At 70.5% G+C, this 13,319-nt stretch carries 13 protein-coding genes; 6 read left to right on the plus strand and 7 right to left on the minus strand.

The annotated features are described in order from the left end of the window. Positions 1 to 66: 66 nt before the first annotated feature. The gene (locus RGQ06_RS14885) at positions 67 to 1,287 is read right to left on the minus strand and encodes an acetyl-CoA C-acetyltransferase (RefSeq protein ID WP_432430507.1); all 1,221 of its coding nucleotides are present in this window, start codon (positions 1,285 to 1,287) and stop codon (positions 67 to 69) included. 88 nt (positions 1,288 to 1,375) lie between these two features. Then, complete coding sequence (locus RGQ06_RS14890; RefSeq protein WP_432430506.1) at positions 1,376 to 1,918, minus strand: hypothetical protein; 543 nt, start codon at positions 1,916 to 1,918, stop codon at positions 1,376 to 1,378. A 216-nt stretch (positions 1,919 to 2,134) separates the two neighbouring features. Here RGQ06_RS14890 and RGQ06_RS14895 point away from each other — a divergent pair, with 216 nt between their 5' ends. Together RGQ06_RS14895 and RGQ06_RS14900 are read left to right on the plus strand one after the other, a co-directional pair. Continuing rightward, positions 2,135 to 3,673 (plus strand): 4Fe-4S dicluster domain-containing protein, encoded by a 1,539-nt coding sequence (locus tag RGQ06_RS14895; RefSeq protein ID WP_432430505.1) that lies wholly within the window; start codon positions 2,135 to 2,137, stop codon positions 3,671 to 3,673. 13 nt (positions 3,674 to 3,686) lie between these two features. Next, positions 3,687 to 6,509, plus strand: a complete 2,823-nt coding sequence (locus RGQ06_RS14900) for a molybdopterin-dependent oxidoreductase (RefSeq protein ID WP_432430504.1) — start codon at positions 3,687 to 3,689, stop codon at positions 6,507 to 6,509. Positions 6,510 to 6,513: 4 nt separating this feature from the next. Here RGQ06_RS14900 and RGQ06_RS14905 read toward each other — a convergent pair whose 3' ends face one another. Beyond that, positions 6,514 to 6,768: a DUF7218 family protein gene (locus RGQ06_RS14905; RefSeq protein ID WP_432430503.1), complete on the minus strand. Its 255-nt coding sequence runs from the start codon at positions 6,766 to 6,768 to the stop codon at positions 6,514 to 6,516. Positions 6,769 to 6,872: 104 nt separating this feature from the next. Between RGQ06_RS14905 and phoU the strand changes: the two genes are divergently transcribed. Continuing rightward, positions 6,873 to 7,535 (plus strand): phosphate signaling complex protein PhoU, encoded by a 663-nt coding sequence (phoU, locus tag RGQ06_RS14910; protein WP_432430502.1) that lies wholly within the window; start codon positions 6,873 to 6,875, stop codon positions 7,533 to 7,535. On the opposite strand, the gene RGQ06_RS14915 is transcribed toward phoU, so the two are convergent. Beyond that, positions 7,532 to 7,825 carry an EthD family reductase gene (locus tag RGQ06_RS14915; RefSeq protein WP_432430501.1) on the minus strand — a complete coding sequence of 98 codons (294 nt, stop codon included), beginning with the start codon at positions 7,823 to 7,825 and terminating at the stop codon, positions 7,532 to 7,534. The two genes, phoU and RGQ06_RS14915, sit on opposite strands and share 4 nt — an antisense overlap. Before the next feature lie 100 nt (positions 7,826 to 7,925). On the opposite strand from RGQ06_RS14915, the gene RGQ06_RS14920 reads away from it, so the two are divergent. Continuing rightward, a complete protein-coding gene (locus tag RGQ06_RS14920; RefSeq protein WP_432430509.1) occupies positions 7,926 to 8,720 on the plus strand; it encodes an SDR family oxidoreductase in 795 nt (264 codons plus the stop codon). Here RGQ06_RS14920 and msrA read toward each other — a convergent pair. Beyond that, positions 8,711 to 9,361, minus strand: a complete 651-nt coding sequence (msrA, locus tag RGQ06_RS14925) for a peptide-methionine (S)-S-oxide reductase MsrA (protein ID WP_432430500.1) — start codon at positions 9,359 to 9,361, stop codon at positions 8,711 to 8,713. The two genes, RGQ06_RS14920 and msrA, sit on opposite strands and share 10 nt — an antisense overlap. 55 nt (positions 9,362 to 9,416) lie before the next feature. Here msrA and RGQ06_RS14930 point away from each other — a divergent pair, with 55 nt between their 5' ends. After that, entirely contained in the window at positions 9,417 to 10,139 is a 723-nt protein-coding gene (locus RGQ06_RS14930) for a PIG-L deacetylase family protein (protein WP_432430499.1), read from the plus strand. 11 nt (positions 10,140 to 10,150) lie between these two features. On the opposite strand, the gene RGQ06_RS14935 is transcribed toward RGQ06_RS14930, so the two are convergent. Further along, positions 10,151 to 10,966 carry a hypothetical protein gene (locus RGQ06_RS14935; RefSeq protein ID WP_432430498.1) on the minus strand — a complete coding sequence of 272 codons (816 nt, stop codon included), beginning with the start codon at positions 10,964 to 10,966 and terminating at the stop codon, positions 10,151 to 10,153. Further along, on the minus strand, positions 10,963 to 11,439 hold the full coding sequence (locus RGQ06_RS14940; RefSeq protein WP_432430497.1) for a GNAT family N-acetyltransferase: 477 nt from the start codon (positions 11,437 to 11,439) through the stop codon (positions 10,963 to 10,965). Before RGQ06_RS14940 ends, RGQ06_RS14935 begins: the two co-directional genes overlap by 4 nt. 67 nt (positions 11,440 to 11,506) lie before the next feature. Here RGQ06_RS14940 and RGQ06_RS14945 point away from each other — a divergent pair, with 67 nt between their 5' ends. Then, on the plus strand, positions 11,507 to 13,303 hold the full coding sequence (locus RGQ06_RS14945) for an acyl-CoA dehydrogenase (RefSeq protein WP_432430496.1): 1,797 nt from the start codon (positions 11,507 to 11,509) through the stop codon (positions 13,301 to 13,303). Positions 13,304 to 13,319 lie beyond the last annotated feature (16 nt).

The following is a 13,319-nucleotide window of genomic DNA, read 5'->3' on the forward strand; positions in this document are numbered from 1 at the left end:
GCTCTTCGGTTCGGTCACTTCCCCGGACCCACCGCCAAGCCTAGAAGCCAGTTGCTCAGCAGTCTCCTAGACGCGCTCGATGATGATGGCGGGGGCCATGCCGCCGCCGGTGCACATCGTGATGAGGCCGAACTGGCCGTCGCGGCGCTCGAGCTCGTCGAGCACGGTGCCGATCAGCATGGCGCCGGTGGCGCCGATCGGGTGGCCGAGGGCCATGGCGCCGCCGTTGACGTTGACCTTGTCGCGGTCGAGGTCGAGGTCGCGCTGGAACTTCTCGGACACGACGGCGAAGGCCTCGTTGACCTCGAACAGGTCGATGTCGTCCACCGTCATGCCGGCCTTGGCCAGCACCTTGCGGGCGGCGGGCACCGGGGCGTTCAGCATCAGGGTGGGGTCGTCGCCGACGGTGGCGGTGGCCACGACGCGGGCACGCGGCGTCAGGCCGTGGGCCTTGGCGTAGTCGGGGCTGGCCCACAGGATCGCGGCGGCACCGTCGACCACACCCGAGGAGTTGCCGGCGTGGTGGACGTGGGCGATGTCGAGGTCCGGGTACTTCTGGTTGATCAGCTCCCGGAACGTGGGGTTGTCCTCGTGGCGGTAGTCGGCGATGGCCGGGAAGCTGGGCGCCAGCTGGGCGAGGGACTCCATCGTGGTCTGGGGCCGGGGGAACTCCTCGTGGTCGAGCGCGATGGAGCCGTCGAGGTTCTTGACGGTGACGAGGCTCCGGTCGAAGCGGCCCTCGGCGATCGCCGCGGCGGCGCGGCGCTGGGACTCGACGGCGTGGGCGTCGAGCGCCTCGCGGCCGATCCCCTCGAGGGTCGCGATGGCGTCGGCGCACACGCCCTGGTGCGACTGCGGGTGCAGCTCCTGGAGGTGGGCGTTGCCGGCGCCCATGGGGAGCATGCCCTTGTGCTTGATGGACATCATCTCGGTGCCGCCGGCCACGACGAGGTCGTCCATGCCGGCCATGATCCCGTGGGCGGCGATGTTGTTGGCCGTGATGCCCGAGCCGCAGAAGCGGTCGAGGGTCACGCCGCTGGCCTTGGTGTCGTAGCCCGCGTCGAGCGCCGACATGCGGCCGATGTCGCCGCCCTGGGGGCCGGACTGCGCGCTGGTGCCCCAGACGACGTCGTCCACGTCGGCGGTGTCGAAGCCGTTGCGGTCCACCAGCGCCTCGAGCACGGTGCGGCCGAGGTGCTGGGGGTGCAGGTGGGCGAGGGCGCCCTTCCCCTGCTTGCCGATGCCGCGGGGCGTGCGGACAGCGTCGATGATCAGTGCGTCAGGCATGGTGGCGATCCTCTGGTAATGGGTGTTGCCAGATTCTGCCACCGATCGAGCCGGCGACACAGCGCCGCCTCCGGTGCCCTGCTGGGGCTCAGCCCTCCTCGAAGAGCGGGTCCAGCTCGTCGAGGAGCCAGCCGCCCTCCTCGGTCCAGCGGAAGTGCCAGGTGTGCTGCTGGGGTCCCTGGTCCTCGCCCTGGTTCCGGTTCCGGAACGTGACCCGGACCGTGGCGCGGTCACCGTCGATCTCGATGTCCTCGTCGAGAACCGTCACGTCCTCGGCGTCCTCGAGCAGGCAGGTCTGGTCCCGCAGGCGGTCCTGCAGCTGGTCGCGCAGCTGCTCGGACACCTGGTCGCGCAGGCGGTCCTGGTCGTTCTGGCAGGCAGCGACGGTGGCCATGGCCGCGTCCTGGATGCGGTCACGGTCGCGGTCCCGTTCGGTGGACGGGGTCTCCGTCGTCTCCACCGCCGACGTCGTCTCCGTGCTGTCCGACGACGTGGCGTCGTCGTTGCCGCAGGCGACGGTGCCGTAGCTCAGCGCCAGCACCGCGATGGTTGCGATGAACGTTCCTCTTCGGGCCGTCATGGTCATCTCCGTTCCCGTGGGGCCGCTGCTCCTGGCGGGGTGTGCGGCCATGTCGGCACCGTGCGCCGACGTGCGACCACCGCCCAGAGGCCAACGTCACCTGGCACCGATCGTCGTCACCGCGGCGCCGGTTGACCGCACCACCGAAAGACCGTACATTCGCCGTGGCGAGCGACGGTGGTCACGCCGACGACGACCGACGGGGGACGACGTGGTGTCAGCGATCCGGCTTGGGTTCGGGAGCGGCCGGTGGGCGGGAGCTCGCTCGTGACCCGACTCGGCTTCCTGCTCGACAGCGACAGCTGCATCGGCTGCCACGCCTGCACGGTCGCCTGCAAGAGCGAGCACGACGTTCCGCTCGGCGTGAACCGGACCTGGGTGAAGTACATCGAGACCGGCACGTTCCCGGACGTGTCCCGGAAGTTCAGCGTGATGCGGTGCAACCAGTGCGACGACGCGCCGTGCATGAAGATCTGCCCGACGTCGGCGCTGTTCCGCGACGACAAGGGGGTCGTCGACTTCGACGACTCCAACTGCATCGGGTGCAAGTCGTGCATGAACGCGTGTCCCTACGACGCGCTGTACATCAACCCGGAGACGAACACCGCGCACAAGTGCAACATGTGCAACCACCGGCTGGAGGTGGGCCTCGAGCCGTCGTGCCAGATCGTGTGCCCCACGCAGGCCATCACCATCGGTGACCTGGACGACCCGACGTCCAAGATCAGCCGCATCGTGGCCCGCGACGACGTCGCCGTCCGTGCGCCCGAGCAGAACACCAAGCCCAAGGTCTTCTACCGGGGCGCCGACCAGGCCTCGCTCGATCCGACCCGGACCGCCATCGCCAACGACGGGATGATCTGGGCCGAGACGACGCCGAGCCACCCCAGCGTCCCCGTCGCCCTCGGCAGCAAGCCCACCGACGAACCCGGCGTGGTCGGCCGCACCGCCTACACCACCGCCCACCACATGACCTGGAAGTCGCGGGTGTCGGGCTACCTGGTCACCAAGGCCGTGGCCGCCGGCGTCATGGCGGTCGCCGCGCTGCTCGTGCTGCTCGGTCACGAGGACGTGCAGGCCGCCGTCGGCGTGGTGCCGCCCGTGGTGGCCGGCGTGTTCCTGGCGGCCACCGGCTTCCTGCTCGTCACCGACCTCAAGCAGCCGACGCGGTTCCACTACCTGCTCACGCGGGGCAACTGGTCGTCGTGGCTGGTCAAGGGCGCGTACGTGCTCATGGCCTTCGCCGTGGTGTCCGGGGCGTGGTTCCTCGCCGGCGTCGCCGACCAGACCGACCTGCTGCCCTACCTGGCCCCCTTCGCCGCCCTCGGCGCGGCAGGGACCGCCGGCTACACCGCCTACCTCTTCGCCCAGTGCGAGGGGCGCGACCTGTGGCAGACGCCGCTGCTGCTGCCGGTGCTGCTGGCCCAGGCGGTCACCGCCGGCGGTGCGGTCTACGCCGTGCTCGACGTCTTCATGGACGTGCCGGCCCCCACCGCCATCCGCTGGGTGCTGCTGGGCGGCGTGCTCGCCACGGCAGCCCTGCTGTCCGTGGAGCTCACCTCGCACGGCAGCCGCCACGTCGAGCTGGCCGTGCACGCCATGACCCGTGGCACCTGGTCCAAGCAGTTCTGGTGGGGCGGTGTGGTCCTCGGCCTGCTGGTGCCCTTCGTGCTCACCGTCGTGGCCCTCGTCGCCGACATCGACGCGCCTGCCCTGGTCGCCGTGGGCGGCATCGCCGCCCTCGCCGGCATGTTCGCCTACGAGGACGCATTCGTCCGGGCCGGCCAGTCCGTCCCCCTCTCCTGAACGGGAGCCCCGCATGACCGAGCTGCACAGCTACCCCCCGCACGAGCAGTGGCACGACTGGCGCGAGCTCGACGCCAAGGCGTGGCCCGCGCGGGAGGAGCGCAGGTACACGCTCGTGCCCACGACCTGCTTCAACTGCGAGGCGGGGTGCGGCCTGGTGGCCTACTTCGACCAGGAGACCGGGGAGATCCGCAAGATCGAGGGCAACCCGGAGCACCCGGGCAGCCGGGGGCGGAACTGCGCCAAGGGCCCGGCCACCCTCAACCAGGTCTACGACCCCGAGCGGATCCTCCACCCGATGAAGCGGGTGGGCGAGCGCGGCGAGGGCAGGTGGGAGCGGATCTCCTGGGACCAGGCCCTCGACGAGATCGGCGCCCGCATCCGCCAGGCGATCGTCGAGGACCGCCACAACGAGATCATGTACCACGTCGGTCGACCGGGCGAGGACGGCTACACCGATCGGGTCCTGAAGGCGTGGGGCGTCGACGGCCACAACTCCCACACCAACATCTGCTCGTCCAACGCCCGCATCGGCTACCAGTCCTGGATGGGCCACGACCGGCCCTCGTCGGACTTCGCCAACGCCGAGGTGATCTTCCTCATCTCCGCCCACCTCGAAGCCGGCCACTACTTCAACCCCCACGCCCAGCGGATCATGGAGGCCCAGGCCAAGGGGGCCAAGGTCATCTGCGTCGACCCGCGCCTGTCCAACACCGGCGCCAAGGCCGACTTCTGGCTGGCCCCGTGGCCCGGCACCGAGCCCTACCTGCTGCTGGCCATCGCCCGGCTGCTCATCGAGGACGGCACCTGGAACGAGGACTTCGTCCGCCGCTGGACCAACTGGGAGACCTACCTGCAGCGCACGCGGCCCGACCTGCCCGTGGAGTGGGCCTCGGTGCGCTCGGCGCTGCTCGAGGAGTACGCCGAGTACACGCCCGAGGCGGCCGAGCAGAAGACGGCGATCGAGGCCGGGACCATCCGGGAGCTGGCCGAGCTCATCGGCGCCCACCCGACGAAGTTCGCCTCGCACAACTGGCGAGCCGCGGGTGCCGGCCACCTGGGCGGCTGGCAGGTGGCCCGCTGCCTGTTCTTCCTGAACGTGCTCACCGGCTCGGTGGCCACCAAGGGCGGCACCGCCGGCAACGGCATGAACAAGTTCAAGCCGGCGGCGCCCATCGGTGCGCCGGCGATCCCACGTTGGAACGAGCTGGAGTGGCCGGCCGAGTACCCCCTGAGCTACCACGAGATGTCGATCCTGCTGCCCCACTTCCTCAAGGAGGGTCGTGGCTCGCTGGAGGTGTACTTCTCCCGGGTCTACAACCCGATCTGGACCAACCCGGACGGGTTCACCTGGATGGAGGCGCTCACCGACACCGACAAGGTCCGCTGCCACGTCGCGCTCACGCCGACGTGGTCGGAGACGGCGTGGTTCGCCGACTACGTGCTGCCGATGGGCGTGTCGGTCGAGCGCCACGACGTCCACAGCTACGAGACCCACGCAGGCCGCTGGATCGGCTTCCGCCAGTCGGCGTTCCGGCGCTTCGCCGAGATCCGCAACGGCGGTGCGCTCGATCCCGGCACCCGCAGCCACGAGTACAACCCGGGCGAGGTGTGGGAGGAGAACGAGCTCTGGATCGACCTGTCCTGGCGGATCGACCCCGACGGCTCCCTCGGCATCCGCAAGTGGTTCGAGAGCGAGGCGCGGCCGGGGGAGCCGGTGACGGTCGACGAGTACTACGAGCGGATGTTCACCGACAGCGTGCCGGGCCTGGCGAAGGCGGCGGCCGACGTGGGCCAGACGCCGCTGGAGTACATGCGCGACCGAGGCGCCTACGCCGTGCCCACCGATCCCTACGAGCCCTACGAGCGACCCGTGGACCGCGCCGACCTCGAGGGCTGCACGAAGGACGGGGACGGCGTGTACCGCAAGCCGGGCACGGCCGGGTCGTGGTCCGGCGATCTCGACGACCTCGACGGCGTGGCGCTGGCGCCGCTGGGTGACGGCTCACCGGCCGTCGAGATCGACGGCGAGGCCAAGGAGGGCTTCCCCACGCCATCGAAAAAGCTCGAGCTGTTCTCGACCACGCTGGCCGACTGGGGATGGCCCGAGTACGCCACGCCGAAGTGGATCCCCTCGCAGGTGCACTGGGAGGACCTCGACCTGGCCGGCACCGAGCGCATCCTGCTGCCGACCTTCCGCATCCCGACGCTCATCCACACGCGCTCGGCGAACTCGAAGTGGCTCAACGAGATCAGCCACCGCCACCCGCTGTGGATCCACCCCGAGGACGCCGAGAAGCTGGGCATCGAGGAGGGCGGTCTCGTGCGGGTCAGCACCCGCATCGGCCACTTCGTGATCACCGCGTGGCGCACCGAGGGCATCCGGCCCGGCGTGGTCGCCGCCTCCCACCACATGGGTCGCTGGCGCCTCGACGAGGACAAGGCTCGCTCGTGGGGCGCGGGGAAGGCGCGCATCGAACACGACGGGTCCACGTGGAGGCTGACCCGCGAGCACGGCAACGAGCCCTACGAGTCGAGCGACCCCGACACCGAGCGCATCTGGTGGAACGACACCGGCGTGCACCAGAACGCCACCTTCTGCGTCCAACCCGACCCGATCTCGGGCATGCAGTGCTGGCACCAGAAGGTCGACGTCACGCCCGCCGAGAGCGGCGACGAGTACGGAGACGTCGTCGCCGACACGGCCGAGTCGCGCGAGGCCTACCTCGAGTGGATGGCCATGACCCGGCCGGCGGCGGGCGACCTCCGCCGACCGCTCTGGTACGCCCGCCCCCTCAAGCCGACGGCTGCCGCCTACCGCCGCCCGGGTCCGTAGCCGGTCAGTGGTTGCGCAGGGCGTCGATCAGCTCGTCCTTGCTCATGTCCGAGCGACCCTCGATGCCGACCTCCTTGGCCTTGTCGTACAGGTCGTCCTTGGTCCAGTCCTCGTAGGCGGGCGATGAGCCGCCCTTGGCTCCGGTGCTGGAGCGGTCGGAGTTGGCGATGCGAGCGGCCTTCTCCTTGCCGATCCCGTCGTCGCGAAGCGCCTCGTACTGCTCGTCGTCCTTGATGCTCGAACCGTGGTCCTTGGCCATGTCGTCCTCCTCGTTCGGGTCGTGCCCACCACCTACCCGACATCCTCGGCGCCGATGAGCGGTCGGTCCGCCCGAACTGCGGGCGTCCTGGGTACGGTCAGGGGATGCCCGAACAGCCCGGCCACGTCCGTGTGAGCTTCAGCGCGCAGCTCGAGGAGATCGAGCGCCTGGTCATGCGCCAGTTCGGCATGGTCATCGAGGGCATCGCCGGCGCCACCACCGTGCTGCTCGCCGACGATGCCGAGGCGGCCAAGCGGCTGATCGCCCGCGACGAGATGATCGACGACCTGGAGTACCAGATCGAGCAGTCGGTCGAGCAGCAGCTGCTGCTCGAGTCGCCCGTCGCCCGCGACTTCCGCTTCCTGATGACGGTGTCGCGCATCGTGCCCGAGCTCGAGCGCAGCGGCGACCTGGCCGAGCACGTGGCGGCCGAGGCGGCACGCGGGTTCGGTCGGGCGCTCACGCCCCCGCTGCGCGGCGCCGTGCAGGACATGGGCGACATCGCCGGCGACATGTGGCGCCGGTGCGCCGATGCGTTCCGGGACCACGACGGTGAGGCCGCCGTGGAGCTCGACCGCACCGACGACGAGCTCGACGCCATCCACCGTCGCTTCGTCGACGAGGCCGCCGAGCAGCTCACCGGCGAGGACGTGAGCAGCGCCGCCCTCGTCGGTCGGTACTACGAGCGCCTCGGCGACCACGCGGTCAACATCGCCGGCCGCGTCTGCTACCTGGCCACCGGGCGCCCGCAGCGCAAGACCGACTAGCTGACGATCTCGCTGGTCTGCATGACCGGCTGGATCGAGGTGTAGTTCGCCACGTCGGCGATGACCGCGCCGGTGCCCTCGCCGCCCATGGCCGCGCCGAGCGCCTCGAGGGAGTCGAACGTGAAGTGCACGGCGGCCTCGTAGGGGCCGTCGACGCCCTTGTCGATCTGCGCGTTCGAGGCGTCGATGCCCCAGGTCTTGCACGCCAGCGGGACGTGTGAGTCCCGGTAGTAGTCGTGGTCGAACTCGGCACCGTCGGTCTTGGGGTACAGCACGCTCAGGCGGATCATCGGTTGGTCCTTCGGTCGGGATCGGTTGCGGCCGCGCAGCCTGACCGACCGGTCAAGTTCGTGCAACCACCCTGTATAGGGTCACGCCATGACCGCTGTGCTGGATCGTCTGTTCGGTGTCGAGGGCAAGCAGGTGGTGGTGACCGGCGGCAGCCGGGGCATCGGCGCCATGATCGCCCAGGGCTTCGTCGAGGCCGGGGCGCACGTGATCATCTCGGCCCGCAAGGCCGACGCGTGCGACGCCACGGCTGCTGAGCTCGACGCCCTCGAGGGCAGTGGCTCGTGCACGTCCGTCCCGGCCGACCTGTCCACCCAGGACGGCGTCGACGCCCTCGCCGCCGCGGTGCGGGAGCGCACCGGCGGCACGCTGCACGTGCTGGTGAACAACGCCGGTGCAACGTGGGGCGAGCCCCTCGACGAGTACCCCGAGTCGGCCTTCGACAAGCTGTTCAACATCAACGTGAAGGGCGCGTTCCTGCTCACCCAGGCGCTGCTGCCGGAGCTTCGGGCTGCGGGCACCGAGGAGGACCCGAGCCGGGTCATCAACATCGGCTCCATCGACGGCATCCGGACCCCGGCCATGGAGACCTACGCGTACAGCACGACCAAGGCCGGCATCCTCGCCCTCACCCGCCACCTGGCCAAGAACCTCGTGCGCGACCACGTGAACGTCAACGCCATCGCCCCCGGGCCGTTCGAGTCCAAGATGATGGCCTTCGCCCTGGGCAGCGACGAGGGCAAGGAGATGGTCGCCAGCGGCGTCCCGATGCGCCGCATCGGCCGCCCCGACGACATGGCCGGCGCCGCGCTGTTCCTGGCCGGTCGCGGTGGCAGCTACCTGTGCGGCGAGACCATCGTCGTCGACGGCGGCATCGCCAACGTGGGTCAGCCGTAGCTGACCTGGCAGAAGCCGTGGTTGCAGTAGCCGCGCGGGTTCTTGTGCAGGTACTGCTGGTGGTAGTCCTCGGCGTAGTAGAAGACGCCGTCGCCGGCGTCTGACGAGCGGGCGATCTCGGTGGAGATCTCGCCGAAGCCCTGCTCGGCGAGCGCGGCCTGGTACTTGTCGCGCGATGCCAGCACCGCCTCGTGCTGCGCGTCGGTGGTCGTGTAGATCGCCGAGCGGTACTGGGTGCCGACGTCGTTGCCCTGGCGGTTCGGCGTGGTCGGGTCGTGGTTCTCCCAGAACGCGGCGAGCAGCACGTCGATGTCCACCACGTCGGGGTCGTACACCACCTGCACGCTCTCGGTGTGCCCGGTCATGGCCGTGCACGTCTCCTCGTAGGTGGGGTGCTTCGTCCAGCCACCCATGTAGCCGGCCGCCGTGGAGTGCACGCCCTCGATCTGCCAGAAGAGGCGCTCGGCACCCCAGAAGCAGCCCATCGCCACGTACAGCACCTCGTGACCGTCGGGCCACGGACCCTGCATCGGGGTCCCGAGCACGACGTGGGTGTCGGGCACGGGGATGGGCTGGTCCCGACCCGGCATCGCGTCCTCGGGGCTGACCATCGTCGTCTTGTCACGGCCGAAGAGAGGCATGGTCCGAGGCTAGGGCGATCGGCCCGGTTCCGGGCCGCGCCGATATCGTGCGGCCGTGCTCGAGGATCACGAAGTCGAACGAGTCCTGGTCGTCACCGCCCACCCCGACGACGTCGACTTCGGCGTCGCCGGCTCGGTGGCCCGGTGGACGGCGGCGGGGGCGCACGTGACGTACTGCATCCTCACCGACGGCGACGCCGGTGGCTTCGACCCCGACGTGCCCCGCGGTGACATCGCCGGCATCCGCCGTGGCGAGCAGACCAACGCCGCCACCCAGGTCGGCGTCGAGGACCTCCACTTCCTCGGCTACCCCGACGGCCGCCTCGAGGTCTCCCTGGACCTCCGGCGCGACATCAGCCGCATCATCCGCGAGGTCCGCCCCCGACGCGTCGTCACCCAGTCGCCGCTGCGGACGATGGACAGCGTCTACCGGAACCACCCGGACCACCTGGCCTGCGGGGAGGCGACGTGCTGCGCCGTGTACCCGGACTCCCGGAACCCGTTCACCTTCACCGAGCTGTTGGCCGAGGGCCTCGAGCCGTGGACCGTGGAGGAGCTGTGGGTCATGGGCGCGGTGCCCGGCGCGGAGGAGGCCTTCGTCGACATCACCGACACCTTCGACCGCAAGATCAAGGCCCTGCTCTGCCACGTCAGCCAGATGACGGACCCGGACGGCATCGAGGACCGGCTGCGGGAGTGGAACGGCGCCAACGCCGAGGCGGGCGGCCTGCCCGCCGGCACCCTCGCCGAGCGCTACGTCGTGATGCCCACCGTGTAACGGATCCGGGGTCAGGCCAGGCCGGCGGCTCGCAGCATCGAGGGAGGGATCGAGGTGTCGCCCCGGGCGAGCATGGCGGCGCGCTCGACGTTGACCTCGTCGTGCTCGCGCTGGCGCCAGCCGTCCCACGGCCCCGCGGGGATCGCGCCCGGGTCGCCGTCGGCGGCGACGCAGGCCCGCAGGTAGCCCTGCAGCTCGCGCACCTCCTCCTCGCCGCCGATGCCGCCATGGCCCGGCACGATGATCGGGGCGAGCTCGAGGATGCGGTCGAGCTCGTCGGCCCAACGGGCCGGGTCCCCCTGGTAGCAGCGCGGCGTGACGCCGAAGCTGGCCATGGCGCCGGCGAAGCAGATGCCGGCGGCATCGACCACGGCCACGAGGTTCTCCTCCTGCGCGCCCGAGCACGGGTGCAGGCTGACGGCCGGCGTGAGCTGGACACCTTCATCGACGATGTGGCTGATCGGCTTCGTGGTGAGCTCGTCGTCGAACTCGTCGGCCACCTGGGGCAGCAGGCGGCGGTAGATGTCGGGCGTCGGGGGTTGGTCGAGGTGGACGCTGGTCTGGCGGCGCCCGTACATGCCGGACATGGTGAACATCGCCGTGCCGCCGACGAACTCGATGGTCGACGCGGTGAGGACCGTGCGCCGCACCCGGAGGCCGAGCTCCTCGATGGCGGCGACGAAGGCCGCGGTCTGGGATGGCACGCAGAGCGTGTCGATCGCGGTCGCGGCGTCCGCGTCGACGACGAGCCCGGCGTTCGGGCGGCCGTCGCCCGGGTCTTCGGCGAGCCAGGCGAGGATCCCGTTGTCGAGCGTGACGAGGCTCATCGTCCTTCGTCCAGGGTGAGCGCCATCGGCAGGTGGAGGATGCCGTCCTCGAGGTAGCGCGGGCCGGACTGGGCGAACCCGAAGCGGGCGTACCAGTCGCGCAGCTGGGCCTGGGCGCCGATGTGGACGGTCTCCGCGCCCAGCTCGCGGAGCCGGTCGAGGCCGGCGCGCAGCAGGTGGGCGGCGACCCCGCGGCTGCGCACGTCGGCACGAGCCACGACGCGGCCGATCGACCACGCCGTGCCGCCGTCGTGGAGCAGGCGCAGCGTGGCGGTCACCCCGGCCTCGTCGGTGGTCCACAGGTGCTCGGCGGTGGGCTCGTGGTCCCGGTCGTCGAGGTCGAGGAACACGCAGTCCTGCTCGACCACGAACACGTCGGAGCGGAGCCGCAGGATGGCGTAGAGGTCCTGGGCGGAGAGGTCGGCGAACCGGGCGCGGTGCACGGTCGGGGGCATGGCGTCGGTCGGTCCCATGGGCCCGTGCAGCCTGCCACGGAGCCCCGGTTACCCCTCGGTAGGCCTCTCGGTAGGCTCGGACGCCATGGCTGACTACACCGCACCCCTCGACGACATCCGCTTCGTGCTGGACCGCATCGCCAAGCTGGGCGAGCTGTCCTCGTACGAGGGGTTCGGCCACGCCGAGCCGGACATGGTGCACAGCATCCTGGAGGAGTGCGCCCGGTTCATGGAGGACAAGGTCGCTCCGATCAACCGGGTCGGTGACATCGAGACCAGCGTCTGGCACGCCGAGGACAACAGCGTCACCACGCCCACCGGGTTCATCGACGCCTACAAGGACTACGTGGCGGCCGGCTGGGGCGGGGTGCCGTTCCCCGAGGAGTTCGGCGGAGGTGGCTTCCCGTGGCTGGTGGGCATCGCCATGCAGGAGATGATGACCGCCGCCAACGAGGCGTTCTCCATGGCCCCGCTGCTGTCCCAGGGCGCCATCGACGCGCTGCTCGAGCACGGTGACGAGACCATCAAGGAGACGTGGCTGCCCCGGATGGTGAGCGGCGAGTGGACCGCCACCATGAACCTGTCCGAGCCCCAGGCCGGCTCCGACGTCGGTGCGGTGCGCACCAAGGCCGAGCCCCAGGACGACGGCACCTACCGCATCACCGGCACCAAGATCTGGATCAGCTGGGGCGAGCACGACATGGCCGACAACATCGTCCACCTCGTCCTGGCCCGCACCCCCGATGCCCCTCCCGGCACCAAGGGCATCTCGATGTTCATCGTGCCCAAGGTCCTCATCGACGACGACGGCAACCTCACCGACCGCAACGGCGTGGTCTGCCAGTCCATCGAGCACAAGCTCGGCATCAAGGCCAGCCCCACCTGCGTCCTCGACTACGACGGCTCCGTCGGCTACATCGTCGGCGAGGAGAACCGCGGCATGGCGTACATGTTCACGATGATGAACAACGCCCGGCTCTCCGTGGGCCTGCAGGGCCTCGCCGTGGGCGACCGCGCCTACCAGGACGCGGTGCAGTACGCGAACGAGCGCCAGCAGGGTCGGGCTGTCGGGGCGCCGGCGGGGGAGCAGAGCCTCATCATCGAGCACCCCGACGTGCGTCGCATGCTGCTCACCATGAAGGCCCAGCTCGAGGCGATGCGCGCCGTCATCTACTACACGGCGGCCGGCATCGACCGGGCCCACCACCACGCCGACGAGCAGACCCGCACCACCGCCCAGGAGCGCGTCGACCTGCTCATCCCGGTGTGCAAGGGCTGGGGCACCGATCTCGGCGTCGACATCGCCTCCACCGCCATCCAGGTGTTCGGCGGCATGGGCTACGTCGAGGAGACCGGCGTCGCCCAGCACTTCCGCGACGCCCGCATCGCCCCGATCTACGAGGGCACCAACGGCATCCAGGCCATGGACCTGGTCGGGCGCAAGCTGCCCATGCGGGCCGGTGGCGTGGTGAAGGACTTCCTCGCCGACGTGGCCGCCACGGTCGAGAAGGGCCGGGCCGCCGGGGGCGAGCACGCCGTCATCGCCGACGCCCTCGCTGACGGGCTGGCCGCCCTCACCGAGAGCACCGACTGGATCATGGCCAACGGGCTCGAGGACGTGCGCCACGCCCTCGCCGGGGCCACGCCCTACATGCGCCAGTTCGGCATCGTCGCCGGCGGCTGGTTGCTGGCCGAGTCGGCGATGGAGGCAGCCGACCTCGCTGCCGGTGACGGCGCCGGCTTCAGCGACGACTTCCTCGCCGCCAAGCAGACCACCGCCCGCTTCTACGCCACCCAGCTGCTCCCGCAGGCCGCCGGCCTCACCGGTGCCGTCACCGCCGGGTTCGGCGACCTCATGGCCCTGGAGCCCGCCCAGTTCTGATCCCGTCGAGCGGGAG

The sequence above is a fragment of the Salinilacustrithrix flava genome, assembly GCF_041228405.1.
Lineage (GTDB): Bacteria > Actinomycetota > Acidimicrobiia > Acidimicrobiales > Salinilacustritrichaceae > Salinilacustrithrix > Salinilacustrithrix flava.

What these genes read in the sequence shown, in the direction of transcription:
- RGQ06_RS14885 (WP_432430507.1), bottom strand. Translation starts at nt 1,287, where the DNA reads ATGCCTGACGCACTGATCATCGACGCTGTCCGCACGCCCCGCGGCATC.
- RGQ06_RS14890 (WP_432430506.1), bottom strand. Translation starts at nt 1,918, where the DNA reads ATGGCCGCACACCCCGCCAGGAGCAGCGGCCCCACGGGAACGGAGATG.
- RGQ06_RS14900 (WP_432430504.1), top strand. Translation starts at nt 3,687, where the DNA reads ATGACCGAGCTGCACAGCTACCCCCCGCACGAGCAGTGGCACGACTGG.
- RGQ06_RS14905 (WP_432430503.1), bottom strand. Translation starts at nt 6,768, where the DNA reads ATGGCCAAGGACCACGGTTCGAGCATCAAGGACGACGAGCAGTACGAG.
- phoU (WP_432430502.1), top strand. Translation starts at nt 6,873, where the DNA reads ATGCCCGAACAGCCCGGCCACGTCCGTGTGAGCTTCAGCGCGCAGCTC.
- RGQ06_RS14915 (WP_432430501.1), bottom strand. Translation starts at nt 7,825, where the DNA reads ATGATCCGCCTGAGCGTGCTGTACCCCAAGACCGACGGTGCCGAGTTC.
- msrA (WP_432430500.1), bottom strand. Translation starts at nt 9,361, where the DNA reads ATGCCTCTCTTCGGCCGTGACAAGACGACGATGGTCAGCCCCGAGGAC.
- RGQ06_RS14935 (WP_432430498.1), bottom strand. Translation starts at nt 10,966, where the DNA reads ATGAGCCTCGTCACGCTCGACAACGGGATCCTCGCCTGGCTCGCCGAA.
- RGQ06_RS14940 (WP_432430497.1), bottom strand. Translation starts at nt 11,439, where the DNA reads ATGGGACCGACCGACGCCATGCCCCCGACCGTGCACCGCGCCCGGTTC.
- RGQ06_RS14945 (WP_432430496.1), top strand. Translation starts at nt 11,507, where the DNA reads ATGGCTGACTACACCGCACCCCTCGACGACATCCGCTTCGTGCTGGAC.